Source organism: Streptomyces albospinus, assembly GCF_014648695.1.
In the GTDB taxonomy this organism is placed as follows: domain Bacteria; phylum Actinomycetota; class Actinomycetes; order Streptomycetales; family Streptomycetaceae; genus Streptomyces; species Streptomyces albospinus.
Genome location: NZ_BMRP01000058.1, coordinates 1 through 26613, shown reverse-complemented (window position 1 = coordinate 26613; position 26613 = coordinate 1). Strand labels below are relative to the sequence as shown.

The window sequence follows — 26613 nt, the reverse complement described above, 5'->3', positions numbered from 1 at the left end:
TCCCATGGCCTACAGCGGAGCAGTGAAGGTCGGCGGACCGGCCGACGTACATGAGCTATCCGACCTCATGATCTCGAAGGTCGCGGTCGGTCCGATGAACAACAACGCCTATGTGCTGCGGTGCCGTGCGACCGACGAGCAGCTGCTGGTCGACGCCGCCGCCGAACCGCACACCCTCCTCGCGCTGATCGGCGACAGCGGCCTCACCTCCGTGGTCACCACGCATCAGCACGGTGACCACTGGGGCGCGCTGCGCGAGGTGGTCGATGCGACGGGTGCGCGGACGTACGCGGGGCGGTACGACGCCGAGGGGATCCCCGTCCCCACGGACGTCCTGCTCGACGACGGCGACACGGTCACCGTGGGCCGCGTCACGCTGATCGCGCGCCATCTGGCCGGGCACACCCCGGGCAGCGTCGCGCTGGTCTACGACGACCCGCACGGCGCCCCGCACCTGTTCACCGGGGACTGCCTGTTCCCCGGCGGCGTCGGCAACACCTGGGGCAGCGCCGAGCGGTTCACCAGCCTGCTCGGCGACGTGGAGAGCAAGCTCTTCGACCGGCTGCCGGACGAGACCTGGGTCTATCCGGGCCATGGCGCCGACACCACGCTCGGCGCCGAACGGCCGCATCTCGCGGAGTGGCGCGAGCGCGGCTGGTAGCGGCGGAGCGCGCGATTCCGGGCCCGGCGGCGGACATCCGACGCCGGGCCCGGTGCGTCAGCTGCGGACCCGCTCGCCCGCCTCCACGGCCGCCGGGTCCTGCCCGGCTGCCGTCTCAGCCGCCGTCTGCCGCTTCGAGGCCCGCAGGCTGGTGAGGGTCGTGACGACCAGCACCGCGCAGATGACGCCCAGCGAGACCGGGATGCTGATCTCCGGGACGGCCGCCCCGGACTCGTGCAGGGCATGCAGCACCAGCTTGACGCCGATGAACCCCAGGATGACCGACAGGCCGTACGAGAGGTGGACCAGCTTCTTCAGCAGCCCGCCGATGAGGAAGTACAGCTGCCGCAGACCCATCAGGGCGAAGGCGTTGGCCGTGAAGACGATGTACGGGTCCTGGGTGAGGCCGAAGATCGCCGGGATGGAGTCCAGCGCGAACAGCACGTCGGTGGTGCCGATCGCCAGCATGACGATCAGCATCGGCGTCATCAGCCGCCGGCCGTTCTCGACCACGGTCAGCTTGGTGCCGTGGTAGCGGTCGGTGGACGGGAAGCGCCGCTCGACCATCTTCAGGAAGCGGTTCTCCTCGAACTCCTCGTCCTCGTCTCCGGCGCGCGCCTCCTGGATGAGCTTCCACGCGGTCCAGATGAGGAACGCGCCGAAGAGGTAGAACACCCACGAGAAGTTGGCGATGATCGCGGCACCCGCGCCGATGAAGCCGGCCCGCAGCACGAGGGCGATCAGTACGCCGACCATCAGCACCCGCTGCTGGTAGATCGTCGGCACCGCGAACTTGCTCATGATCAGGACGAAGACGAAGAGGTTGTCGACGCTCAGCGACTTCTCGGTGACGAAGCCCGCGAAGAACTCGCCGGCCGGCGCACCCCCGCCGAACACCAGCAGGCCGAGCCCGAACAGCGCGGCGAGCGCGACCCAGACGGCGGTCCAGATTCCGGCCTCCTTGAGGGAGACCTCATGGGGCTTGCGTCCGCCGATGAAGAAATCGACGGCGATCAGAGCACCCAGACCGAGGATGGTCAGCACCCACAGGGTCAGGGAAACGTCCACTGCTCCTCCGGCATGGTCGTACGGCACACACAGCGTCGTCGCTGCCGGGGGTCTCGGGCCCCTCGCACAAAGAAGGGTAAAGGAAAGTCATGCAACAGTAAATGGAAACCCAAAACACCTGTTCAGGTGGGGTGTGGTGGGGACTGGGTGTCTTCCGTGAGGAGGCGGGCGATGCCCTGCCGGTGATCGGTCGCGCGCCGGTGACCGCTCCGGCACCGGTCAACGGCCGTGCGCCGATGATGCGCCGTGGACCGCCTGATCGGTCGTGCGCCGATGCCGGGTCGTGGACCGGTGAACGGCCGTGCGCCGGTGGTGTGCGGGTCCGTGGTCCGTGGTCCGTGGTCACCGATGGTGCCCGGCTCAGCGGGCCTCGGCGAGCCGGGTCAGGGCCTGGCGCAGTGCCTCGCTGCGCCTCGGGGAGAGGCGGCGGCCCGTACGTCCAGGAATGGCCGCCTCCGGGGATCGGCGAGGTGCGCGTCGGGAACCGGGGTGGTCGGCAGCAGGGCGCGCCGGAACGGATCGGCGGGTCCGCGGCGCGATGGCGCACCGCCATCCGGAGCAGATCCACCCGCCGGATCAGCGCCTCCAGGACCGCGGCCACGCTCCGGGCACCGCGAACGAACGGGCCCCGGGCAGCGCATCGCTCTCCAGCAGCAGGAGAAGCGCCGGCACGGCCGCGGATCGGCCGCCCGGCCGGAACACCATCGGGCGCTCCGTGAGGACCTCGCAGCCGTGCCATACGGGGCGTCCAGCGGGCGAACGCGTGCCCCCCTGCCCCCTACTTCACTCCGGCCTCCCTCATTTGCCGCAGCTCCTTCTTCAGCTCGCCCACCTCGTCACGGAGCCGGGCGGCGACCTCGAACTGCAACTCGGCCGCGGCGGCCCGCATCCGGTCCGTCATCTCCTCGATCATCTCGGCGAGTTCGGCGGCGGGGCGGTCCGTCAGGGGCGCGGCGGCCTTGCCGCCCTTGCCCTTCGCCGCCTTCCCGGCCTTCCCGCCGAGCGCCGGGACGGGTGCCTTGGTCTTGCCGTCCTTGGCCTCGACGCCCTTGCGGTATCCGCTGCCCAGCAGCTCCTGGGTGTCGATCTCCTCACGGGCGATGGTGGCGACGATGTCGCCGATCTTCTTACGGAGCGGCTGCGGGTCGATGCCGTTCGCCTTGTTGTACGCGAGCTGCTTCTCCCGGCGGCGGTTGGTCTCATCGATGGCCTTCTCCATCGCCGGGGTGACCTTGTCGGCGTACATGTGCACCTGGCCGGAGACATTGCGCGCCGCGCGGCCGATCGTCTGGATCAGCGCCGAACCGGACCGCAGGAAGCCCTCCTTGTCGGCGTCCAGGATGGCCACCAGGGAGACCTCGGGCAGGTCCAGTCCTTCCCGGAGGAGGTTGATGCCGACGAGGACGTCGTACTCCCCCGCCCGCAGCTCGCGCAGCAGCTCCACACGCCGCAGGGTGTCCACGTCGCTGTGCAGATAGCGGACCTGGATGCCGAGCTCCAGGAAGTAGTCCGTCAGGTCCTCGGCCATCTTCTTGGTGAGGGTGGTGACGAGGATGCGCTCGTCCTTCTCGGTGCGCTTGCGGATCTCGTGCACCAGGTCGTCGATCTGCCCGTCGGTGGGCTTGACGACCACCTCCGGGTCGACCAGGCCGGTCGGGCGGATGATCTGCTCCACGAAGCCGTCGCCGCGGGCGAGCTCGTACGGGCCGGGCGTCGCGGACAGATAGACGGTCTGGCCGATGCGCTCCAGGAACTCCTCCCACTTCAGCGGCCGGTTGTCCAGGGCGGACGGGAGCCGGAAGCCGTGCTCGACGAGGGTCCGCTTGCGGGAGGCGTCGCCCTCGTACATGGCGCCGATCTGCGGGACGGTGACATGCGACTCGTCGATGACCAGCAGGAAGTCGTCCGGGAAGTAGTCGATGAGGGTGTTGGGCGCGGAGCCCGGTTCGCGGCCGTCCATGTGCATCGAGTAGTTCTCGATGCCCGAGCAGGAGCCGATCTGGCGCATCATCTCGATGTCGTAGGTGGTGCGCATCCGCAGCCGCTGGGCCTCCAGCAGCTTGCCCTGCTTCTCCAGGGTGGCGAGCCGCTCCACCAGCTCCGCCTCGATCCCGGTGATGGCCTTCTCCATGCGCTCGGGGCCCGCGATGTAGTGGCTGGCGGGGAAGATGTAGAGCTGCTGGTCGTCGCTGATGACCTCGCCGGTGAGCGGGTGGAGGGTGGACAGCGCCTCGATCTCGTCGCCGAACATCTCGATCCGGACGGCCAGCTCCTCGTAGACCGGGAAGATCTCGATGGTGTCGCCGCGGACCCGGAACGTGCCGCGGGTGAACGCCATGTCGTTGCGGGTGTACTGGATCTCCACGAAGCGGCGCAGCAGCTGGTCGCGGTCGATCTCGTCGCCGACCTTCAGGGGCACCATCCGGTCGACGTACTCCTGGGGCGTGCCCAGGCCGTAGATGCAGGACACCGACGCGACCACGACGACGTCGCGCCGGGTGAGCAGCGAGTTCGTCGCGGAGTGGCGCAGCCGTTCGACCTCCTCGTTGATGGAGGAGTCCTTCTCGATGTACGTATCGGACTGCGGGACGTACGCCTCGGGCTGGTAGTAGTCGTAGTAGGAGACGAAGTACTCGACGGCGTTGTTGGGAAGCAGCTCGCGGAATTCGTTGGCGAGCTGCGCCGCGAGCGTCTTGTTGGGCGCCATCACCAGCGTCGGGCGTTGCAGCTTCTCGATCATCCACGCGGTGGTCGCCGACTTGCCGGTGCCGGTCGCGCCCAGCAGGACGACATCCTTCTCACCCCCGCGGACGCGCTGCTCCAGCTCGGCGATGGCCGCCGGCTGGTCACCACTGGGCTGGTACGGACTGACGACCTCGAAAGGCGCCACCGTGCGTTCGATCTTCGATACGGGCCGCATGGGATCCACCGTACGACCCGCCACTGACATTCCGCGCCACGCACGCTCTGACCAGCGGTTTTACGGAGGGAGGAGGGGAGCGGCGAGCCGCGGTGGCGGTGCGGCGGCCGGCCGGGGCGTCGCCGGCTCCCGTTTCTTCGCCACACGGGTGTTCCGCCGCCGGCCCGTACGCCTGGTCGCGGCGCGCCCGTCCGCGGAACCAGGCCGGTCCCCTGCCCGGCGCATCCGGCCGCCGCGCCAGGCCATCGGCGCGACCGGTAAAACCGCTCACGCACACGAAGGGTGACGAACCGTCGGCCGAGATGCGCGGATGCCGCGGCTCCGGCAAGTTGGACGACGTCGGGGCGTACGTCTGCTGCACGGCCATTCCGGGCATCCTGCAACTACTGCGCTCCGCACGGAACACCGGCCACTCCTCGTTCAGCGCCCGGCCACCGCCCGACTCCCCTTCGGCCCGGCCGCGAGCCTCCGTCCGCCCCCGTTCACCTCACTTCACGTCAGCTCACTTCCACGACGTCACGAGGAGTCCGTATGCGTATTCGCCCCGTCACCGCCGTTGCCACCGGTGCGCTCATGGGTCTGTCCGCGCTCGTCCTCTTGCCGGGCGGCGCGCAGGCCGCGTCTCATGGACACCCGCCGGTGGTGGTCGGCCACCGCGGCGCCGCGGCGTACGCGCCCGAGAACACCCTCGCCTCGATCGACACGGCACGCCGGCTCGGCATCGCCTGGGTCGAGAACGACGTCCAGCGCACGAAGGACGGAAAGCTGGTCGTCCTGCACGACACCTCGCTGGCCAGGACCACCGACGTCAAGAAAGTGTTCCCGCACCGCTCCTCGTGGAACGTCGGCGCCTTCACGCTCCGCGAGATCGAGAAGCTGGACGCGGGCAGCTGGTTCGGTGCGAAGTTCAAGGGCGAGCGGGTGCCGACCCTTCAGAGGTACCTGAAAGAGGTCGACCACAACGGGCAGAGGCTGCTGATGGAGCTCAAGAACCCGGAGCTCTACCCGGGCGTCGAGCGCCAGGCCCTCCGGGAGCTGGACCACGACGGCTGGCTCGACCGTCGGCACATCAAGCACCGTCTGATCGTCCAGAGCTTCAACGCCGACGCCCTCAAGAAGGTCCACCGGCTGGCCCCGGCCATCACCACGGGCTACCTCGGCAGCCCCCCGGTGGCCGACCTCCCCAAATACGCCAAGTTCTGCGACCAGATCAACCCCCCGCACACGGCCGTCACCCAGCGGTACGTGAACGCCGTGCACGCACTGCAGGGCCCGCACCACTACCGCCTGGACCTCTTCACCTGGACCGTCGACGACGGCCCGTCCACCGCGAAGTACGCCGGTCTGGGCGTCGACGGGATCATCAGCAACAAGCCGGACGTGGTGCGCGACACACTGGACGACAGCGACGACTGACCGCACCGGGGCGACGGCGGCCGGTCCGTTCCCGGCCGCGTTGTCGGTGGCGGGTCCTACTCTGATCACGTGACGAACTCAGAGCAGGTTCCAGGGCCGGCGACGCCTCCGGACACGGGTCCGGAGGCGGCCCTTCCGGCCCGCCGCGACTGGGGCCGGATGCGCATCGAGACCCCCATCGGACCGCTGCTGCTCGCGGCGACCCGGGAGGGGCTGGCCCAGGTCGTGTTCCATGCCGACGAGCGCGTGACCCGGCGCGCGCTGGCCCGTCTGGAGCACTCCTTCGGCGGGCCGCCGGTCCCGGGGATACCTCATCTGGCGACCGCCGCCGCCGAGCTCGGCGCGTACTTCGCCGGGGAGCTGCGGGCCTTCACCGTCCCGCTGGACTGGTCGCTGTCCTCCGGGTTCAACGCCCGGGTGCTGCACGCGCTGGCCGACGGCGTCGCGTACGGCAGTGTGGCCGGCTATCAGGATCTCGCGGACCGGGTGGGGGAGCCGGGCGCCGCCCGCGCGGTGGGCGCGGCGATGGGTTCCAATCCGCTCCCGGTGATCGTCCCGTGCCATCGCGTGGTGGCCAGCGACGGCGGTATCGGCGGCTTCGGCGGCGGCCTGGAGACCAAGCGGCTGCTGCTGGCCCTGGAGGGCGTCCTCCCGGCTCCTCTCTTTTGACCTCGCCCGTTCCTCGTGGAGACCGTGCCACGAACCGAGATCCACTCCATCGAGATCCGCTCCATGAAGGGCCGTGCCATGTCCCGTCAGATCGCTCTGCTCCGCGGCATCAATGTGGGGGGCCACAACTCCTTCCCCAAGGCGCGCCAACTGGAGCTGGCGCGATCCCTGGGCTTCGAGGACGTCCAGGTGCTGCTGCAAACCGGCAACATCGTCTTCGCCGACCCCGGCACGCCGCCGGAGGAGACGGCCCGGACGATCGAGGAGCGGATCTCCGCCGAGCTGGGCCTGTCGGTCCCGGTGGTCGTACGGACCCGCGACGAGCTGGCCGCCGCGGTCGAAGCGAATCCCTTCCCGCCGGCCGTATCGGAGCCCAAGAGCCTGCATGTGACGTTTCTGTCGGCGGTGCCGTCCGACACGGCCGGGCTGGACGCGCTCGATCTCGCCGCGTTCGCTCCGGACCGGTTCCGGCTGGTCGGCCGCGAGCTGTTCCTGTGGTGCCCCGACGGCATCGGCCGTTCCCAGCTGGCCGCCGCGGTCGGCCGCGCGCGGCTCGGGGTGACGGCCACGGCACGCAACTGGAACACCGTCACCAAGATTCTGGCGCTGGCCGACTCCTGATCGGGCCGGCGCCCGTCCTCCGGGCGCGCGTCCCGGGGCCGGCCGCGCGGTGCGGGCCGGCCCCGGGACGGCGCCTCGGCGGTCCCTCAGCGCCAGCCGTAGACCTCGCGCAGCCGGTTGGTGACGAGGTGGAAGCGGCCCCGGTCGAGTGCGCACGCCTCGCGGCGCATTCCCGCCGGGTGCACCCGCAGCACCCGGTCCAGGGCGATCCAGGAGTCGCGCCCCTCGCGGTCCCAGGGGCCCGAGCCGAGGGCCAGCCAGTCCCGGTCGTCGTTGTGCCGCTTGCTGGACAGCTGTACGGCCAGCAGCGTCCCGGTGGCCTCCCGGGCGACGACCAGTACCGGCCGGTCCTTGCCCCGGCCGTCGTTCTCCTCGTAGGGGACCCAGGTCCAGACGATTTCGCCGGGGTCCGGGTCGCCGTCCGGGTCGGGGGCGTAGGTCATCGTCACGGCGCCGACGGCGCGCGGACGGGCCTCGACGGTCGCGGTGGGGCCCTGGCTGCCGGGCAGCGGCGGATGTGCGCCGGCCGCGTCGGGTGAGTGGAACGAGTTGAGTGCAGTCACGCCCTCACGCTAGCCGCCTCGCCGAACCCGCTGGTCAGCGGCCCGCGTTCGGCCGCCCGCGGTCGATTGTCAGTGGTCGCCCGTACGGTTTTTCACAGCGGGGGACGGTCGCTGTGACCGTCCGGGAGGGAGCGCCATGTCCGAGACCACGACATATCCGGCACCGTCCCAAGAGGGCTGCGGGGCGCACAAGTTCGCCGCGGAAGGCACCCGCCCGTGGGAGCCGGGCACCGGCGGCGGATCGGCGCTGTCGACGCAGTATCCGGACGAGAAGCGGTATCTGGCCACCACCGACGGCTGCCTGGTGTGCGCGGACGCCGGCGACGCGGCCGTCACCGCGGCCCGCGCGGGTGCCGTCCCGGTCTCCCGGGACGTGAAGTCGGCCGCCGCGCCGCCCGGTTGCCCCCCGTCCGCGACGGTCGAGACGGCGGCGCACGGCTCCGCCTCGGGGATCGTGGTGGAGTGCGTGGAGGAGCGCAGCCGGCTGCGGGTGCATGCGGTCTCCGAGGGCTCTGAGCCGTCCTGGGACGTCCGGTTCCCGCGCCACATACTCCGGCCCGGGGTGCGGTATGCCGTCGACGGGCGGTCCCCGGCCTCGGGCGGGTTCCACCGTGTGCGGCGCGAGATCCGGCAGCTCCGCTGAGGCCGCCCGCTCAGTCGGCCGGCCCGCTCCAGGCCGGCCGGTGCGGATCGTCGGCCCGTACGACGACATCCGCGGCTTCCTCGGGCCGGGTCTCGGCGTCGTAGCGCGCGAACGCCGGAAGCGTCCAGCGTTCGTCTTCCGGGGTACGGCGGGCGAGGGCGGCCGGCGACAGCTTCAGGTGCACGGCGAGATCGAAGGGAAACCAATGTCCGAGCAGCAGCGGACCGTGCAGCAACAGCACACCGCCGGGCGGCAGTTCGACGTACGCACTGCGCGTCGCCCGGTCAGCCACCGGATCCCACAGATCCGGGAGCACCCGCCCGGTGCCACCCGGATCCAGCGGCTCGAACACCTCGCGCCACAGTGCCTGCCGGTCGAACCACTCGTCGTGGTAGGCGTACGGGTCCTTGCGCCCGTATTCCAGCCGGAGCGAGGCGGGGCGCAGAAAGCCGAGGGTGCCGGCCTTGTGCACCGGCCGCCCCCGGAGCCGCAGCGCCTCGGCGAGCCGCCCGGCCAGGTCGCCGGGGGACGCGGCGGGAGCACCGTCGACCGCCACTCGCAGCCAGGGGCTCCCGTCCTTCGCCGCCATCGCGGCGATGCGCCCGGCGAGCGCGTCGGTCAGCCGTTCCCAGGTGATCGCTTCGAGCCGCACCCGGTCATTCTGCCCGGCCGCCGGGCGCCGGGCGCCCGGGGTCGGCCGGAGGGCGGGCGGTGGCCCGGCCTACCGGAGCCGAGGCCGGAGACGACGCCGGCCTGGATCACCGGTCCGTGCACCTCACCGCCGCTGATGGTGTTGTGGACGTCCCGCACCGTTCCGCCACCCTGCCGGGGAGCCACCTCGTCGAGCGGGGCTCGCATGAGGTGGGCCGCATCGTGAACAGCGGGTCGGCCGGGTGGCGCGCTTCAGGCGTCGTCCGCGGCCGGGCGGGCCGCTCCGTAGCGGCTGAGTTCGGCCGCCGCCTCCTTCGTCGCCTCGATCACGCCGTCGGGGGCAACGGGCATGACGGACTTGAGCTTGAGCAGCAGCACCGCTCCCATGATGGAGCCGTCCCACATGATGGGCGCCGCGCAGGAGTTCCAGCCGGCCATGCACTCCTCGTAGCCGAGTGCGTAACCGAGGTCGCGGACCTCCGCCAGGGAAGCCAGCAGGGCGTCGTTGTCCCGATAGACGCCGGGCCCGGCCTGTTCGGGGACGGGCTCGGCGAGCACCCGCTGCTGAAGGACCTCGGGCAGGTAGGCGAGGATCGTCCGCCCGGAGGCGCCGGTGCGCAGGGAGCGGGTCACGGAGAGCACATCGCGCGGCGTCATGCCCAGTTCGGCCAGGTCGGAATCGCCGACGGCCATGTCGACGCACTGCCGCTGCGCGCCGGAGAACGGCGCCACCATGTAGAGGAAGGCCAGCCCGTTGCCGGTGGCCGCGCGCAGTTGGCGGAGCACGGCCTGGGCGCCGTCGAGGCGGTGGTCGAGGGCGGTGAAGGCGAGTTGGGCGGCGGAGGTCCGCAGCCGGTAGAGGCCGCGGTCCACCCGCTCGAAGATCCGCTGGTAGATCCCGGATTGCAGGATGCGGTAGACGACGGAGTCGTCCAGGCCGGTGACCTCGGCGATCTCCCCCGGTCCGTGGGCGGATCCGCCGAGTTCGGCGAAGGCCGCCTGGACGAGGAAGACCCGCTCGGCGTGGCTGGATCCGGACGTCCGGGAGCCGGTGGACGGCGTGCCCTTGGGCCGGCCGGCGTGCTGCGCGGCATCCGGAACCGTGGACTGCGATGCCGTGATGTGATGGCCCATCGTGTGCTCTCTCCCCTGGCAGTGATCCGCGCCCGTAGGCGCACGGCATGTGTGGTGCGGGCCGCCCCGCGCCCCCTGTCGCGGGGGCTATCGGGCGACGTCGAGGGCGAGTTTCCCGGTCGGGGTACGGGCGGCGAGGTCGTGGTGCGCGCGTGCCGCGTCCCCGAGGGCGTAGGTGGTGCCGGTCAGCGGCTTGAGGGAGCCGTCGGCGACCGCGTCGAACAGCGCCCGCATGGAGGTGGGCAGCGCAGTGCGGTCCGCGTAGAGCTGGGGCAGCCAGAATCCGGAGACGGTGATGGAGCGCTCCATCAGGTCCCGGGTGGACACGCTCGCCAGCTCGCCGCCGGCGAAGCCGTAGACGGCCAGCCGGCCGCGCGGGGCGACGGCGGCCAGGGTCTGGGCGAAGGTGGTGCCGCCGGTCATCTCCAGCGCCGTCTCGACCGGGCCGCCGGCCGCGTCGAGGATGCGTTCCGTCAGGTCGTCGGCGGTCGAGTCGACCACCGCGTGGGCGCCCAACTCCTGTGCCAGCCTGCGCTTCTCGGCGGAGCCGGCGAGTCCGATGACCTTCGCGCCGGCGCGGGCGGCGAGTTGGACGGCCAGCGAGCCGACCCCGCCGGCCGCGGCCGGTACGACGACGGTCTCGCCCTCGGTGACGCGCAGCGCGGTGAACAGCAGATGCCAGGCGCTGTTGCCCTGGAGGGCCAGCGCGACGGCCTGTGCGTCGGTGAGGGCGTCGGGCACGTCCCAGGTGACGCGGCGGTGCAGCAGCGCCCGTTCCGCGTATCCGCCGCCGCGGGTGAGCCCGACGACGCGGCGTCCGCCGTCCGTTGTCCCGACGACCTCGTTGCCGGGGATGTACGGCAGCTCGACGGGCGCGAGATAGGAGTCCCCGCGTACGTGCACATCCGCGTAGTTGATGCCGGCCAGGGTCACGTCGACGAGCGTGTGCCCGCCGCGGGGCGCCGGCTCGGGGGCGTCCTCCAGCCGCAGCACGTCCGGGCCGCCGAATTCTCGCATCACAATCGCGCGCACGACTCTCCCTCGGGTTCTCCAGTGCGGTGCCCGCACAGGGTAGGCACGGCATCGGCCGGACCGTGGTCACCCGATCATTTCGCGCCAACCATCTGGACTTTTTCGGACCAATGCCGTTCGTCTTCCGCCTCATTGCGACCGGCTTTCTCGCGTCGCGAGAAAAGAGCGAGGCGTTTTCCACCCATTACGCCGTTTTGCTTCGGATCTACCCGGTGGTATGCGGCGGATGGCTCCCACACATCCCTCACTCGCATTCGGGTACCGGAAGTGATCGCCGCCGCCTACGATCCGGTCGTGTGTCCGCCGTTGACCAGATGTGACGGCTGCGTTCCCAGGGGCAGAGCGCGTTGCGCGAGGCAGCGGTGCTCACCCACCCCACCCGGTGTTCCGGGCGGGGAGTGGCGGAGGGCGTGGCCGGGCAGGTGGCAGGGCGGACACGGCCTGAGGGGGAATCATGATGGGGAAATCGGGGGGCGGCAGGCCGGCGTTCGCGCCGGCCTGCCGGGACCTACAGAGAGCTCTGCCACTGCCACCGGCACCTCTGCGCATACTGCGGACCGCGTCCGCATCCCTGCCGTCGCTGACGGCGCACTTCACCGCCGCCACCGACGCCGTCATCGCCGCCGCGCGCCGCCGCTCCCGGCCGTATGCCGCACCGCCCTTTCTGGACGCGGCCCGGCCCCGCCCGGGAATCGCGCGCCACCGCCGAGAGAGGGACTGCCCATGAACGCGTCGAGCAGCACCGGCAGCGCCGGGCTCCAGTTCACGCACCCGCATCTCGCCGTGGTGCTCGGCGGCGGTTTCACGGGCATGCTCGCCGCTGCGGCGCTGTCCGAGCACGCCGATGTGATCGTGGTCGAGCGGGACCGGCTGCCGCGGACTCCCGCGCTGCCGACGGACCTTCCGCAGCCCCGGCACGCCCATCTGCTGGCAGCGGACGGCGCCCGGGTCGTGGAGAGCGTGCTGCCCGGCACGGTCGAGGCGTGGCTGGCCGAGGGCGCCCGCCGGATCGCGGTGCCTTCGGAGCCTGCCGACCCCACCGCGCAGGGCCGGTTAGGCCGCCGGGCGCGCTCGCGCCAGGTGTTCGCCTGCTCCCGCGATCTGCTCGACCGGGTCATCCGCGGTCAGGTGCCGGCGCTCCCCGGGGTCACGGTGCTCGACGGCACGGAGGCGGAGCAGCTGACGGGCACCGGTGAACACATCACCGGGGTGCAGGTCCGCGACACCACCACCGGCGAAACGTATCGTCTGGATGCCGACCTGGTCGTCGACGCCACCGGCCGCCACTCCGCGACTCCGGACAGGCTGGCGGCCCTGGGCCTGCCGACCGCCCCGGAAGACGTCCGGGACTTCGGGATCGTCTCCGCGACCCGCATCTTCCGCGCCCCTGCCGGAACGGACAACGTCCCGGTGATCACCGCCCGTTCGGACCGCGGCGCGCGCGTCCTCGACGGTGAGCGTGGCGGCCCGGCCCCGGAATGGCCGTATCCGGCGCAGACGGCGACGCTGGTGCCGATCGAGGACGGCCGCTGGCTGGTCACCCTCACGGGCGGCGGCACCGGCGGCGAACAGCCGTCGGAACGCGCCGACCGGTTCGTGCCGTTCGCCCGCGGCATCGGGGATTCCGTCATCGGTGACCTCATCGCCGACGCCGAGCCGCTGAGCGAGGTGCGGCTGACCCGCGACACCGCCAGCCGCCGCCACCGCTACGAACAACTGCCGTGCTGGCCCACCGGGTTCCTCGCGCTGGGCGGCGCGGTGGCCTCGATCACCCCGGACTGCGGCCAGGGCCTGTCGATCGCCGCGCACGGCGCCGCCGCGCTGCGCGAGGCGGTGCGGCGGTACGGCATGGACGATCCCGCGCTCGCCCGCCGCGTGCAGCGGACCATCGGCCGCATCGTGCAGGCACCGTGGGCGCTGGCCGCCGGCGAGGACCTCTCCTGCGCCACCGGCACCGGCGCGCCGTCGCCGTCCCTGGCCTCCCGCTTCGTAAGCGGTGCCCTGCACGGCGTCCGGGGCGGCACCGGCGGCCGGCCCCCGGTCTGCCGCGCCTACGTCGATGTGGTGACCCCGGGCGCCCCGGCGGCCCGTCTGCCGCGCCCGGTGGCCCCGGCTCCGGTGCCGTCGCCCGCCGACTCGCCGTCGGCAGGGCCGGCACCGGGCTCCGGCCCCCCTGGGGCGCCGCCCTCCCTCTCGGCCATGCTGACCGCTTCGGCTGCCGCCGCCCGCACCGGCGCTCCGCCCGGCCCGGCACAGCCGCCGGCCGCGCCCGTGGGCCGCGGTGACGAGCCGGCTCCGCGGAAGCTGCCCCGTCCCCTCGTGTTCGGGCCGGCCGGCCTGCGGCTGCGGCGCATCAGCGGTTCGGGCAGGCGGAAGCCCGGCGACCGCTGAGGCCAGGGCACCGGCGGTCTCCTCGCACGAGCCCAGAACCACGGCGGGGCGCCGGGAAACCTTCCGAGCACAACCACGGCGCCCCGTACCGTCACAGCCAGTCCCTTCACCATCTCGCGGATTCCAGGACGTCGAGCTGTTCGGCTGCCGCGGCGACCGCCGTTCCGGCTGCCACGGCGGCCGTCTCCGCGTCCCGGCGACGTCCGGGATACAGCCCCAGCGGTCGGTACAGCCGCGCGACGTCCTCGGGCAGTCCCGCGTGGGCCACCCCGAATACAGCGGATGCGGTGCGCTCCCGTCCCCGGCGCCGGGCGTCCAACCGTCGCCGGTCATCGGCCAATTCACCGGCCATGCCGCGCCTCCTCCCCGCACGGCCCGCCGGGCAGTTGCCGCCCGTGCACCGGCATCGGTGGTTCGAGGTACGCCGGCCGGGCGCCGCCCCCGGTTCACCGGGCTTCGCCTGGCTCGTGGCGAGGACGACGCTCCCGGGGCCACCCGGAATCAGCACCCGCACCTGCCTCGGTTCGGCCATGTCGTCGAGCACCGTCAGCACCGCTTCTCTGCCCTTCGACTGCGGAGCATCGTGGTCAACTCACCCGATGTGGCGGGCAGATACGAGCCCTCGACGCCCAGCGCCCGCAGGCACCGGCGCACCCCGGCGGAGACATCGCCTCCGGTCTCCGCCCGCAGCGGAGCGAAGTCGGCAGAGAGCTCGCCCCGGGAAACCGGCTGCGCTCCTCGTGCGCCCCTTCCCGTACGGTCGCGCTCCTGCCCGTACGGTCGCGCTCCTGCCCACGCCGGGCAGCGCGCTGAGCAGCGTCGTTCCGCCGCCGACGCCCTCCAGTCGCTGATGGCCGCCATCACCGGCTCGCGGTCGACGAGTTACCGCAATCCCGTGGGCACCTGTCATGGCACCCGGTTTCGGGGCGCTCCCTCTCGATCCACACACCGACCTGGATCGCGCCGCCCTGGATCACACCGGCTGTATCACCGGTCCGTGTGCCGTCCCGCCGACATCGTTCCGTACCCGCTTGTCGCTCGCCCTGTCGTATCCCATCGCGTGCTCCCCCACTTCGGTCCCGTCCTCCGCCGCAACCTGCCACCGGCGGAGCCTCCCGACGCCGTACCGCCGTGTCGACGCCGTACCCGAAACGCTACGCGACGCCACTGACAACGCGACGCGGTGCACAGCGGGGCTCACAACCCCCGACCACCACTCGGTCGGAGTCAGTCGCCAACGGTGAAATATGGTCGCCGAGTTGCGGGAACTCGATCACAGTGGTGGTGGCGGAGCGCCGCACCGGGCGGCGCCCGACACCATACGCAGGAACGGGGAACGGGCATGTCGACGCTGCGCGTCACGGTCGAGGAACTGACGATTCACGAGCATCCCCACGCCGACGCGCTGGAACTCGCGCAGGTGGGGCTGTACCGCGCGGTCGTCGCCAAAGGCGCCTATCGAACGGGCGACTTCGCCGTGTACATACCCGAGCAGGCGGTGCTCCCGGAGGAGCTGGTGGCCGAGCTGGGCCTGACCGGCAAGCTCGCCGGATCCGCGGCAAACCGGGTCAAGGCGATCCGGTTGCGCGGCGAGCTGTCGCAGGGCATCGTCTGCCGTCCCCGGGCGCTCTCGGGCGTGGATCTGGTGCAGGCGCACCGGGACGGTACCGATCTCGCGGCGGAGCTGGGGATCGTGAAGTGGGTGCCGCCGGTGCCGATTTCGATGAGCGGGGAGGTCAAGCCGGCGCCCGATCTGCTGCCGTGGATCGACATCGAGAACCTGAAGCGGTATCCGGCAGTGTTCCCCGAGGGGGAGCCGGTGGCGGTGACGGAGAAGGTGCACGGCACAGCCTGCTGCCTGACCTACCGCGCCGAGGACGACGGTGTGCTCGTGACCTCCAAGGGGCTGGGCGCGCAGCGGCTGGCGCTGACCGAGGATCCCGGGAACCTGTACTGGCGGGCGGTGCGCGACCACGGCGTCGACCGGGTCGCGGCGGACATCGCCGGGGAGTTGGGGGCGTCGCGGGTCGGTGTCTACGGCGAGGTGTACGGCGACGGCGTCCAGGATCTCGGGTACGGCGCGGACAGCCGCCGTGGCGCGCCCGCGTACGCGGTCTTCGACATCGCGGTGGAGACCGGCGGGCGGGTGCGCTGGCTGGATCCGCAGGAGCTGACGGCGGTGCTGGACGGCCGGCTTCCGGTGGTTCCGACGCTGTTCAGCGGTCCGTATGACGCACGGCGGGTGATCGAGCTGGCCGAGGGCCGCGAGACGCTGTCGGGGCGGGCGGTGCACGTCCGGGAGGGTGTCGTGGTCCGTCCGCTGGAGGACCGCTACAGCGCGGAGTTGGGCGGCCGGGCCATCGCCAAGGTGGTGGGCGGCGCGTATCTGACCCGCAAGGGCGGCACGGAGTACGAGTAGTCCCGCGGGCCGCGCCGCCCCTGGGGGTGGAGCGGATCACCCGCCTCCGGTCCGGGCGGGCTCCTGGGGCTCCGCCGGGAGCCCCAGGAGCCGCCGGGCCAGGAGGAGCGGGGCACCCGGGTCGCGTGTGGGGGCGGGGGCCTTGGTGCGGTGGGTGGTCAGCCGCTCGACGGTGGTGGTGCCGGTGCCGGATTCCAGGGCGGGTGCGTATCCCGCGGCGCGCAGCGCGTCCAATGTGGCGGCCGGCGGGCGGCTGCTGACCAGGACAGTCGGCGCGATGGCGCGCAGCCCGAGCTCCCGCAGGGCGCGGTGCGCGGCGAGTTCGCCGACGAGGGTTTCGTCGTCGGAGCGGATGCAGCAGGCGGCGGGCAGCACCCGCATCCGGCCATGGGTGCGGGCGGCGTCCTGGATGAGGTAGCCGAGGGGCTGCGGCAGGGGGCCGGTCGCCGAGACGGTGGTGAGGGCGTCGTGGAGGCTGTCGGCGGTGTGGCCGGCGTCCAGTGCGCGGCGTACGGAGGCGGGGGTGAAGCGCCAGGTCACGGCGTGGCTTTCGGACTCGCGGTCGGCTGCGGAGGCGAGCAGTTGGGTGAGCGCGGGGGCGGGGCGGCCGGGGACGACGGCGGTCAAGTCGGCTTGGAAGTGGGCCTGTTCGAGGAGCGGCGGCAGGAGGTCGCGCAGCGGCTCGCCGAGGGAGCGCGGGTCGGTGAGCAGGGCCCGGCCCAGGGGGGTGAGGGTGCCGTGGGCGATGAGCCCGAGGTGGGCCGCTTCGTGGAGGGTGCGGGCGGCTCGCTCCTCGGCCATCGGCTGCTCGGTGACGCCCAGCGGACGGTGCCAGTCCGCCGCGCGGAGGAGCTGCCGCGGCACGATCCGGGTGTCGTCCGTCGCGGATTCCGTGGGCGGCAGGGCCGGCAGCGGGCCTCGGGTGCCCGGGGGGACGTCGGCGAGGGCTGCCAGCAGGGCGTACCGGAGGGCGGGGGCATGCCGGTCGTGTCCGCGGACCAGGGCGGTCGGGGTCTCGCCGAACGGGGTGTGGGTGGGGACCGCCCAGAGGCCGGACCAGGCGGCCAGTACGGGAGCGAGGCGTTCGCCGGGCGGTCTGCCGAGCCAGTCGTCGTAGGCGCCGGTGGGGAGCGCGGTGATCCCGGACGGGCTGCGGGTCAGCGCGATGAGGTCGGCGGCGAGGGCGAGGTCGAGGAGCAGGCGGGTGTGCGGTTCGGTGGTGCCGGCTGCCTTGGCCAGTCGTTTGATCTCGCGGAGGGTGAGCCCGCCTGATTTGCGCAGCGCGGCGGGCTGCTCGGCCAGGGAGGCGAGGAGGCGCTCCAGGGTGGCGGCCAGGTGTGCCGCAGCGGCCTGGGACTCCTCGTGCAGAGAGGTCCGCGGGGCGGGCACTCCGGGGCGGTCGCTGTGCCCGGTGGCGTCGTCGGGGACCGGCGTCGGGGCGTGCGCGACGAACGGGCCCAGGTCGTGGGCGGCCAGGAGCTGCGGAACGCGCGGCGGGACGACAACGGCGCCCTGCTCGGAGGGCGCGGCGATGCCGTCGGCGTAGAGGGATTCCAGGGCGGCTTCGGCAGCGCGCCTCTCGGAGCCGGGTGCGGCGGCTCCGAGCGCGGCGTACACGTCCTCGGGCGGAACCGGTTCGGTGGCCAGGTGCGGGAAGGACAGCCGGTGGGCCATCAGGGACTGGTAGTCGGCGCCCGGGGCGGGGGCGGCGGGCGCGGGGGCGTCGCGGCCGGCGCGCTCCTGGCTGATGCGGGCGGTGGTGGCGAGCACCTGCAATCGGGGGTGGTCGAGGTGCAGCACCAGGTGATGGAGGGTCTCGTACGACCACAACGCCGTTGCCAAGCCGCGCAGTTCGGTGGGCGCCGGCCGGCGGGCGAGCGGCTCGGCGTGGCGGGTGAGGAGTGCGGCGAGCTGCTCGGGGGTGCGCTGCGCGAGGGATCGGGTGAGTGTGTCGAGACCTTCCACGGCTTTGAGGTTAGTCATCGCGCCACCAGGGAGGTGAGTGCGCCTACGGGGTCGGGGTCCGCGGGCCCGGCGGGCCACCAGTCCTCGGCTCCGGGCTCGGATTCGTAGGGGTACCAGCGGTTGTCGTGGCCGAAGCGCAGCTGGATGCCGCGGTCGGGGTCGGTGAGGTGGTTGCGGCGGGGGCGCAGGGCGGGCAGGCCGGCGGCCAGCAGGGCGCTGCGGGCCCGGTCGAAGTCGCCGGCCGGGGGATTCCAGGTGTCCTCCAGCAGGGCGAGCCCTTCACGGCCGCCCTGCCGCCAGGCGGCGACGGACCGGGCGACGTCCGCGGAGGTACGGCCGGTCGCCGCCGCCAGATCGCGGTAGAGCGCCCGGGTGGTGGCGGTCAGACCGGCGGTGGGGTGGGCGGTCGCGGTCAGGCGGATGGCGTCCTCCCATGGGGGCAGCGCCGCATACGGGCCGGGGGCGGCCGGGCGCGCGCCCCCGGTGGCCGGGGCTCCGGCGGCGGTGACGTAGGCATGGGCGCGGGCCGCGGCGTCGGCGGCCAGGAATTCGAGGGTGGCCGGATCGAACGGGAGCCCTTCGCCGTCGGGGAGGGTCGGCGGGTGGCCGGGGTGCGGTGGCACCGCCAGAGGTGGCGGGAGCGACGGTCCGGGGCGGCTCGAAAGAGCGTCCCGGGCGAGGACACCGCGGGGCGCCGGTGCCGCCGTTGCAGCCCGCCCGGCCCCCTCCGTGGACGCGGGGACCGGGCCCGTGGCCACTGCGCCAGCAGGCTCGGCCGCTCCCGTCCGGCTCGCCGCTGCCGGGCCTGGTCCGGCCATGGATGCGGCGAAAGCGGATCCACCCCCTCCGGGTGCCTGGATACCCATGAGAGCGGCACCGGTCCGGCTCTCCCGAGCGGTGTGGGCGGTGTGGCGGCGCGAGAGCTCGTCGAGGAGTTCCCGCTCGCCACGGCCGCGCATCAGCAGCAGGACGAACGGGTCGGCGTCCAGCAGGCGGGCCACCTGGAAGCAGAGCGCCGCAGCGTGCTTGCACGGCCTGCCGTGGTCCGGACACGAACACCGGGGCACCAGGTCGCCCGGCCCCGGGAGGATCCCCGTCTCCCCCTCGGCCAGTGCGCGGGGCAGCTTCTTGGCCAGCAGGGCGGTGAGGTGTGCGGGCTCCGCGGCGACGGCGTCCAGGATGGCGTCCCACTCCGTGTCGGCGAGGGTCCTGAGGCGGATCTCGGCACTGTACGGGCGGGGCCGGCTGCCCCGTACGGTCGCCAGGATGCGCCCCGGGGTGACGTTGATCGTGTCCACATGGCCGCCTTGGGCGTAGACCCGGCCGCGGGCGAGCCGGGCACTGTCGAGTGCGGTGCTCTCCAGGGCCTCCAGCCAGGCGCCGCCCCACCAGGACGCGGCGAACGGCTCCCCGGCACCAGGACGGTCCGGCAACGGCGGGAACGTGCGCGAACGGTCCGCGCGGGCCAGTCGGTCCGCCGCGGCGGTGCGCCCCGAGGCACCGGGACGTCCCCGGGAAAGGGGACTCATCCAGGCCTCCTCAAGGACACGAGATCGGCCAGTTCGGCGTCGGTGAGCTCGGTGAGCGCGCTCTCGCCCCCGGAGAGCACCGCGTCGGCGAGCGCCCGTTTGGCGGCGAGGAGTTGGGCGATGTTGTCCTCCACGGTGCCCTCGGCGATCAGCCGGTGGACCTGGACGGGCTGGGTCTGGCCGATGCGGTAGGCGCGGTCGGTGGCCTGCTCCTCCACCGCCGGGTTCCACCAGCGGTCGTAGTGGATCACGTGTCCGGCGCGGGTGAGATTCAGGCCGGTGCCCGCCGCCTTCAGGGACAGCAGGAAGACCGGTGCCCGGCCCGACTGGAAGCGGTCGACCATCTTCTCCCGTTCGGCCACCGGGGTGCCACCGTGCAGGAGTTGGCTGGGGATTCCGCGGGTCGCGAGGTGGTGTTCGAGCAGTCGCGCCATGCCCACGTACTGGGTGAAGACCAACGTGGCGCCGCCCTCGGCGAGGATCGTGTCCAGGAGTTCGTCGAGGAGTTCGAGCTTGCCGGAGCGGGCGGCGAGCCCGGGGGTGGATTCTTTCAGATACTGCGCGGGGTGGTTGCAGATCTGTTTGAGGGCGGTGAGCAGCTTCATGACCAGGCCCCGCCGCGCGATGCCCTCGGCGGCCTCGATCCGGGCGAGGGTCTCGCGGACGACGGCCTGATACAGCGCGGCCTGTTCGCGGCCCAGGGGAACCGGATGGTCCGTCTCGGTCTTGGGCGGGAGTTCGGGCGCGATGCCGGGGTCGGATTTCTTGCGGCGCAGGATGAACGGCCGCACCAGCCGGGCCAGCCGCTCCGCCGCCTGCGGGTCCTCGCCGCCCTCGACTTCCCTGGCGTGCAGCGCGCGGAACGTCTTGAGGGGGCCGAGGAGCCCGGGCGTGGTCCAGTCCAGCAAGGCCCACAACTCGGAAAGGTTGTTCTCAACAGGCGTGCCGGTGAGGGCGATCCGCGCCGGGGTCTTGATCCCGCGCAGCGCCCTGGCGGTCGACGAGCGCGGGTTCTTCACGTGCTGCGCCTCATCGGCGACCACCCATGCCCAAGAACAGCCGGCCAGTTGGGCGGCGCTGCTGCGCATCGTCCCGTAGGTCGTCAGCACGAAGCCGCCGTCCAGGCCGTCGAGGCTGCGGCCGGCGCCATGGAAGCGGCGTACGGGAGTGCCGGGGGCGAAGCGTTCGATCTCGCGCTGCCAGTTGCCGAGCAGTGAGGCGGGGCAGACGACGAGGACGGGCGCGGTGGGCCGGCGGTGCAGATAGAGCGCGATGACGGTGATCGTCTTGCCCAGGCCCATGTCGTCGGCGAGACAGCCGCCGAGTCCGGTGGTGGCCATGGTGTCGAGCCAGGCCATGCCGCGGAGTTGGTAGTCGCGCAACGTCGCCCGCAGTCCGGACGGCTGCGGCAGCGGGCCCGCCGGAGCGGTGAGGCGCCCGCGCAGCGCGGCTAGGGCCCCCAGGGGCACCACCTCGACCTCTTCGCCGTCCACCTGCGCGGTGCCGCCGAGTGTCGCCGCGAGCGCTTCGGCCGGTTCCAGATAACCCAGTTCGCGTTTGCGTGCCTTGCGGACCAGCGCGGGATCGACCAGCACCCACTGGTCGCGCAGCCGTACGACGGGGCGGTGCGCCTCGGCCAGCGCGTCCATCTCCGCCTCCGTGAGCGGGACGCCGTCCATCGCCACCTGCCAGCGGAACTGGGCCAGTTCGCCGGCGTCGAAGAACCCGAAGCCGTCCGCGGCCGAGCCCGGCGCGGAGCGCAGCACCGCCGTCGCGGTCAGGCCCCGGACCAGTTCCCTGGGCCAGTGGACGGCCACTCCGGCGGCGCCCAGCCGGGACGCGGCCTCCCCCAGCAGCTCGCACAACTCCTCCTCGCCGAGCGGCAGTACGTCCGGCACCGGCCGTTCCAGGAGGCGGGTGAGCGGGGCCCAGACGCGGGCGGCGCGGCGCAGCGCGAGGAGGGTGTCGACACGGAACCTCGGCCCGAAGTGATCGGCCCCCTCGCCCTCCCAGAGCTGACGGGCATCGGCCACCAGGGTCGGGTCGGTGAGGCTCTGCACTTGCAGCACGGCCGCCGCCGCACGGCGCTCCTCGACTCCCGCGCCACCGGAAGACCGCCCCCACCCATCGTCACCGCTGTCAGCCGTGCCGTCCTCCCTGGTGTCGAAGAGCTGATGGGGCGCGAGGTCGAGGCGCAGCGACAGCCGCACGCCGGCGTCCACACCGGACGCGACCTCGGCGGCCCATGCGCGGGCACCGGGAAGACGCTGCGGGGCGGTCGCGGCGAAGGGAGCCCCGGCCACCAACTCGGCGGCGGGGGTGCGCGGCAGGGTGTCGACGACGGCGTCCACGAAGCGCCGCACCAAAGCCGCCGGTTCGTGCACCTGGAGCGGGCGGCTGCCGGGGAGCGGTACGGCATACGCCTCGGCGGGCATGGCGGCGGCGATGGCCCGGAGGTGCGCGATGTCGTCGGGGTCGAGGGGGCCGGCGCGCCAGGCATCGGTGTCGTCGGCGGTCAGCCCCGGCAGCAGTCTGCCGCGCGCGGCGAGATGCAGAGCATGGAGCGTGGCCGCACCCCAGGAGGCGGCGGCCGGGTGGGCAGCGGGATCATGCCGGGCACGGACCAGCAGCGGCACCGCCTCGGGCAGCGAGAGCAACAGAGCGGGGACCGTACGGCTGCGCGCCCCCTTGCCGTGGCGCCGCACAACGGTCAGCTGCCCCTGCGCCGACACTGCGCCGCCGCCTGCCGGACCCGCACCGTCCGGCTCCGCACCGTCGCCGCCGACCTCACCGTTCACCACCTCGGGGAGCCGACCGCCATCGGGCCGCCAGAAGGCGACCTTCCCGGCGCGCGGCGGCTGGGCGGGCAGGAACACCGCAGCACACGCCGCCAGGGCAGTGGAGAGTCCGATGGCGCTTCCTGCTGCCGAGGGCGGCACAGCGGGCGAGGCGTCCGCCGGCTGAGCCGCCCCGCCGGCCGCCTCCCGGTGCCTCACCATGCCATCCCCTGCTGCTTCCGGATCCTTCCGCGCCGATCGCGGCGCCCACCGGACCCATCGCGCCCGGCTCACTTCCCTTACCTCTACATCCCCGACCCGCGAGTCTACGGTCGTACGCACGCTCTCCCCCACGTCGTCCAGACGGCCGCGCCTCCCCCGGAGGCCGGCCCGATGGATCACCACACATGCACGGCGGCGCCGCACAGTCCCAGGCCGTGCGCCGCGGCCTCACGCCAGCAGCGGAGCGGCCCGTCCAGCACGCTCTCCTCCCCCGGGCGCACATCGAGCCAGAGCTGGTCCTCGGCCGCGGCGCGCTGCTCCGCCGTGAAGGAGAAGACAGCCTCGATCTGCGGCAGACTCTGGCGCACCTGCGCCGCGGAGAGCACAAAGTTGCCGGTCCAGCCCGGTATCAGCGCCGCCCGTTCGCTGCCGATGGCATGGAAGAGGGCCGGGACCGCATAGTCCTTGGAGTGCACCGCCAGGAAGGGGACGAGCTGTCCGAAGTCGTCGCTCCAAACGTCGGCGAGGATCGAGAAGTCGTCGCCCTCGCACCTGCCGTCATAGAGCTCGTCGAACGGCCCCGCGCGCGTGAGGCCATGGAACGACTCGATCAGCGCGTCGATGCGCTCCCGCTCGCGCTCCGGCAGCGCACCGCGACCGGCATCGTCGCCGCGGCCGTACCAGCTGCGCCAGTCCGGCAGTGGCTCGACCGCCCAGCGCTGCCATGCCTCGCGGGATTCCGGCAGTGCCCGGACCGACTCGATCAACGGCCGCATACGCGGCTCCAGCGCACTGATGACGCTGCCGTCGTGCGGGCTGATGCCCCATACCGAAGTGATGCCCATCTCGTCCGCTCCCCCGTCTCTCGCGGCCCGGCCGCGGCGCTCCCGCCGCAGCAACTCTGCGTGATGTCGATGGAAGCAGACGCCACTGACAACGCCTCCGCAGTATGTCCCCACGCGCACCCGCACACGGGAGGAAGAAGCCGCGCCAACACCGCATAGCCACAGCTCAGACATCCCTCCGCTGCCGCGTCGCATACACGGCAAGAAAGTTATCCACAGGCCGCAGGGCCTCCTCCCACCTCACTCCGAAGTCGATTACAGTCGGCCACATAGATAACTCTCCGTAATCATCCTTATCGGCAAGGAGCCCCCATGCACACCCCCACCCCCGAGCAGACCGCCGCGGCCGAGGCGTTCCCCACAGGCGCTCATCTCGTGATCCAGGCCGGTGCCGGCACCGGCAAGACCACAACCCTTGCGATGCTCGCGCACTCCGCGCAGCGACAGGGCCGACTCGGCCGGTACATCGCCTTCAACAGGACCGTCGCACGCCACGCCGCCCGGACATTCCCCACCGAAGTGTCCTGCGGAACCGCCCACGCCCTCGCGTACGCCGCAGTGGGCAGGTACTACCAAGCGCGGATGAACGCCCCACGGCAGGCGGGCTGGCGCACAGGCGCCGCACTCGGCATCGACGACGGCATGTTCTTACGCATCGGACCACGCAAGGTCAACAACAAGGCCCTCTCCCACACAGCCCTGCGCACCGTCACCCGCTTCTGCCACTCGGCCGACAAGGAAATCGCCCACCACCACGTCCCACCCTTGAGAGGAGCCGAATCCGAACCCCTCCACACCCAACTCGCCGACCTCGTATTGCCCTACGCACGCAGAGCCTGGGCCGACCTGCAGAACCCGGACCACGGCGTCGTCCGCTTCGAACACGACCATTACCTCAAAATGTGGGCACTCAGCGAACCCGTCATCCCGGCGGACTTCCTGCTCCTCGACGAGGCCCAGGACACCAACCCCGTGGTCGAGCAGGTCCTCACAGCCCAGCGCGACCACGCACAGCTGGTACTGGTCGGAGACTCCGCACAGGCCATCTACGGCTGGCGCGGCGCCCGCGACGTCATGACCGGCTTCGACGGCACGCAGCTCAGCCTCTCCCATTCCTTCCGCTTCGGGCCGGCGCTCGCAGCCGAGGCCAACCGCTGGTTGGCGATCGTCGACGCCCCCATCCGCCTCACGGGATCACCAGAGCGGACAACCGACCTGCGAGCCCTCCTCACCCCGGACGCGATCCTGTGCCGGACCAACGTCGGGGCGATGGTCGCGGTGATACGGCAGCTCGAAGCGAACCGCCGGGTCGCCCTCGCGGGCGGCGGCGAGGCACTGCGCTCACTGGCCCGTGCCGCCCACGACCTCGAATCGGGCCGGCGAACCTCACACCCCGAGCTGATGCTGTTCGAGTCCTGGGCGGAACTCCGCGAGTACGCAGAGTTCGACCCGGCCGGGCGCGACCTACTGCCCTTGGTGGAACTGGTCGACGAACACGGCACCGCAGCCGTCCTCCACGCCCTGGACCGGCTCTCACCCGAAGAGTCCGCCCAGGTGACGGTGTCCACCGCCCATCGCGCCAAGGGCCGCGAGTGGGCGAGCGTACGCATCGCGGACGACTTCACCGGCCCCGACGATCTAGACGAGCGCGGCGAGGACGGAACGCCGCTCCCCGGTCCGATCGACGTCGACGAGGCGCGCCTGGCGTATGTAGCGGTGACACGCGCCCGGTCACAGCTCGACCTCGGCGGCCTGTCGTGGATCAACAACCACCTCGCGGGCGACCCACGCCCCACAGAGCCGAAACAGGAGGAGGACGCAGAGGAGCCCACCGGAACGAGGACCACACAACGACCACCCACCAGGAGTGGCGGATAAGGACAGATCGCAACGGACAGGTGACTGACGCGCCGATCAGGAGGATGCTGGGGGTGGGAGATGGGTGTCGATGCGCACGGGAAATGAGCCCCTGCACGCACGCAGCCCGCTGAGAATGCGGTGCGGGCTGGCGTTGTGGGGACTGCTATGGGCCATCGCCGGGGCCGTCGCCTTCGTCATGGCCGGCCGACCGCAATGGGCAGCAGCCTGCGCCACCCTGGCATTGGTGGCCGCCGCGGACCTGGCCATGGTCATCCGGCACATCCACCAGGGACCTCACTACCAGCCCGGCAGGGACATACCGCCCTACGAGCCTGACCGAGGCCGGAACGACGTGTTCGGCAGACGCAACGACCCGGGCCGCCGGCGCGGCTCCCGACCGTAGCCGATCACCGGACAGGCTCCGGACAGCAAGCACGAGCGACGCGCTGATCGACGACACATGCCACGGCTCACGAGTCGCGCGCAGTCCGAGCCCGGATCACCAGTGCGAGGCGCACAGCGCAACACGATGCAATGCGCCCCACTCGGCGCTCGGCGCTCGGCGCTCGGCGCTCGGCGCTCGGCGCTCGGCGCACAACGCGCGACACGTCGAGCACGGATGCGCACAGGAGCATTCCCACATCAGGAAGCGAGCCATGAGCAGAAGGTGATCCATGAGTGGTAGGCCACGCCCGCTCTGCTGATCCGTTCACACCCGCAGTTACCTGCGCGATGCACGCCCGGCGAATCACGCCAGGCGAATCACGCACAGCGAACCGTCACGGAGGGGGCTGGTCGAGCCAGTGGCGAAGTGCACTGGTGCAGCAGAGAGTTAGGGCAGAGGCCGATCACCGCGTGGAATTCTGCTACCGAGGACGGCCAACGGATAGGCGTGCACGCCTGGTTCGACGGCCGGTGTGACCGACTCGGGCCGGATGACTGAACGCCCGCGCCGAGCCACGACTGCGTGACGCTCCACGATCGGAGCGTAGGGCGCGCAGCCGACTGACAGGAACGACCATGGACGTCCGACCAGTCGGCTGCACGAGCCAGGCCAGGCCACTGGTCGGCTCGTCCGCAGACACACGGAACCAGGGGCGGCCGGAGCACCTGGAGCGGAGTGGGTCGAGGCGAGGCGCAGTACGCGAGCCGCGAGCACCGAGGTGGGCGAGGCGGGGCGGGGCACAGCGGCGGGGCGGGGAGGCATGGGTGAGCGGGGGTGGGGGG

Annotated in this window: 20 protein-coding genes; 9 read left to right on the top strand and 11 right to left on the bottom strand. The window is 72.3% G+C overall.

The features are described from left to right. The first annotated feature begins 4 nt into the window (after nt 1-4). Nucleotides 5-661 carry an MBL fold metallo-hydrolase gene (locus IEZ17_RS37180; protein ID WP_189308051.1) on the top strand — a complete coding sequence of 219 codons (657 nt, stop codon included), beginning with the start codon at nt 5-7 and terminating at the stop codon, nt 659-661. Between the two features lie 57 nt (nt 662-718). Here IEZ17_RS37180 and IEZ17_RS37175 read toward each other — a convergent pair whose 3' ends face one another. Continuing rightward, nucleotides 719-1729, bottom strand: coding sequence for a TerC family protein (locus IEZ17_RS37175; RefSeq protein WP_189308050.1), 1011 nt, complete (start codon nt 1727-1729; stop codon nt 719-721). Between the two features lie 778 nt (nt 1730-2507). Then, a complete protein-coding gene (uvrB, locus tag IEZ17_RS37170) occupies nt 2508-4649 on the bottom strand; it encodes an excinuclease ABC subunit UvrB (protein ID WP_189308049.1) in 2142 nt (713 codons plus the stop codon). Between the two features lie 531 nt (nt 4650-5180). Here uvrB and IEZ17_RS37165 point away from each other — a divergent pair. From IEZ17_RS37165 to IEZ17_RS37155, 3 genes are all read left to right on the top strand, one after another. Then, nucleotides 5181-6065, top strand: a complete 885-nt coding sequence (locus IEZ17_RS37165) for a glycerophosphodiester phosphodiesterase (RefSeq protein WP_189308048.1) — start codon at nt 5181-5183, stop codon at nt 6063-6065. A 159-nt stretch (nt 6066-6224) separates the two neighbouring features. Further along, nucleotides 6225-6734: a methylated-DNA--[protein]-cysteine S-methyltransferase gene (locus IEZ17_RS37160; protein WP_373300058.1), complete on the top strand. Its 510-nt coding sequence runs from the start codon at nt 6225-6227 to the stop codon at nt 6732-6734. Between the two features lie 78 nt (nt 6735-6812). Beyond that, complete coding sequence (locus IEZ17_RS37155) at nt 6813-7355, top strand: DUF1697 domain-containing protein (RefSeq protein ID WP_189308061.1); 543 nt, start codon at nt 6813-6815, stop codon at nt 7353-7355. A gap of 86 nt (nt 7356-7441) precedes the next feature. On the opposite strand, the gene IEZ17_RS37150 is transcribed toward IEZ17_RS37155, so the two are convergent. Continuing rightward, a complete protein-coding gene (locus tag IEZ17_RS37150; protein WP_189308046.1) occupies nt 7442-7918 on the bottom strand; it encodes a type II toxin-antitoxin system PemK/MazF family toxin in 477 nt (158 codons plus the stop codon). A 136-nt stretch (nt 7919-8054) separates the two neighbouring features. Between IEZ17_RS37150 and IEZ17_RS37145 the strand changes: the two genes are divergently transcribed. Continuing rightward, nucleotides 8055-8561: a hypothetical protein gene (locus IEZ17_RS37145; protein WP_189308045.1), complete on the top strand. Its 507-nt coding sequence runs from the start codon at nt 8055-8057 to the stop codon at nt 8559-8561. 10 nt (nt 8562-8571) lie between these two features. Here IEZ17_RS37145 and IEZ17_RS37140 read toward each other — a convergent pair whose 3' ends face one another. From IEZ17_RS37140 to IEZ17_RS37130, 3 genes are all read right to left on the bottom strand, one after another. Then, nucleotides 8572-9213, bottom strand: a complete 642-nt coding sequence (locus IEZ17_RS37140) for a nucleoside/nucleotide kinase family protein (RefSeq protein ID WP_189308044.1) — start codon at nt 9211-9213, stop codon at nt 8572-8574. A gap of 251 nt (nt 9214-9464) precedes the next feature. Then, nucleotides 9465-10346, bottom strand: a complete 882-nt coding sequence (locus IEZ17_RS37135) for an IclR family transcriptional regulator domain-containing protein (RefSeq protein WP_189308043.1) — start codon at nt 10344-10346, stop codon at nt 9465-9467. Nucleotides 10347-10433: 87 nt separating this feature from the next. After that, nucleotides 10434-11378: a quinone oxidoreductase family protein gene (locus IEZ17_RS37130; RefSeq protein ID WP_189308042.1), complete on the bottom strand. Its 945-nt coding sequence runs from the start codon at nt 11376-11378 to the stop codon at nt 10434-10436. A gap of 723 nt (nt 11379-12101) precedes the next feature. Between IEZ17_RS37130 and IEZ17_RS37125 the strand changes: the two genes are divergently transcribed. Continuing rightward, complete coding sequence (locus tag IEZ17_RS37125) at nt 12102-13769, top strand: FAD-dependent monooxygenase (protein WP_189308041.1); 1668 nt, start codon at nt 12102-12104, stop codon at nt 13767-13769. A gap of 106 nt (nt 13770-13875) precedes the next feature. On the opposite strand, the gene IEZ17_RS37120 is transcribed toward IEZ17_RS37125, so the two are convergent. Beyond that, nucleotides 13876-14121 (bottom strand): hypothetical protein, encoded by a 246-nt coding sequence (locus IEZ17_RS37120; protein WP_189308040.1) that lies wholly within the window; start codon nt 14119-14121, stop codon nt 13876-13878. Nucleotides 14122-15111: 990 nt separating this feature from the next. On the opposite strand from IEZ17_RS37120, the gene IEZ17_RS37115 reads away from it, so the two are divergent. After that, complete coding sequence (locus IEZ17_RS37115) at nt 15112-16188, top strand: RNA ligase (ATP) (protein WP_189308039.1); 1077 nt, start codon at nt 15112-15114, stop codon at nt 16186-16188. 36 nt (nt 16189-16224) lie between these two features. On the opposite strand, the gene IEZ17_RS37110 is transcribed toward IEZ17_RS37115, so the two are convergent. From IEZ17_RS37110 to IEZ17_RS37095, 4 genes are all read right to left on the bottom strand, one after another. Next, entirely contained in the window at nt 16225-18153 is a 1929-nt protein-coding gene (locus tag IEZ17_RS37110; RefSeq protein ID WP_229853004.1) for a helicase-associated domain-containing protein, read from the bottom strand. Nucleotides 18154-18167: 14 nt separating this feature from the next. After that, on the bottom strand, nt 18168-19682 hold the full coding sequence (locus IEZ17_RS37105) for an SWIM zinc finger family protein (RefSeq protein WP_189308037.1): 1515 nt from the start codon (nt 19680-19682) through the stop codon (nt 18168-18170). Beyond that, the gene (locus IEZ17_RS37100) at nt 19679-22681 is read right to left on the bottom strand and encodes an SCO1167/SCO6262 family helicase (RefSeq protein WP_189308036.1); all 3003 of its coding nucleotides are present in this window, start codon (nt 22679-22681) and stop codon (nt 19679-19681) included. Before IEZ17_RS37100 ends, IEZ17_RS37105 begins: the two co-directional genes overlap by 4 nt. A gap of 176 nt (nt 22682-22857) precedes the next feature. Next, nucleotides 22858-23526, bottom strand: coding sequence for a hypothetical protein (locus IEZ17_RS37095; protein ID WP_189308035.1), 669 nt, complete (start codon nt 23524-23526; stop codon nt 22858-22860). A 312-nt stretch (nt 23527-23838) separates the two neighbouring features. Here IEZ17_RS37095 and IEZ17_RS37090 point away from each other — a divergent pair, with 312 nt between their 5' ends. Beyond that, entirely contained in the window at nt 23839-25404 is a 1566-nt protein-coding gene (locus IEZ17_RS37090) for a UvrD-helicase domain-containing protein (RefSeq protein WP_189308034.1), read from the top strand. A gap of 70 nt (nt 25405-25474) precedes the next feature. Beyond that, the gene (locus IEZ17_RS37085; protein WP_189308033.1) at nt 25475-25789 is read left to right on the top strand and encodes a DUF6343 family protein; all 315 of its coding nucleotides are present in this window, start codon (nt 25475-25477) and stop codon (nt 25787-25789) included. Nucleotides 25790-26613 lie beyond the last annotated feature (824 nt).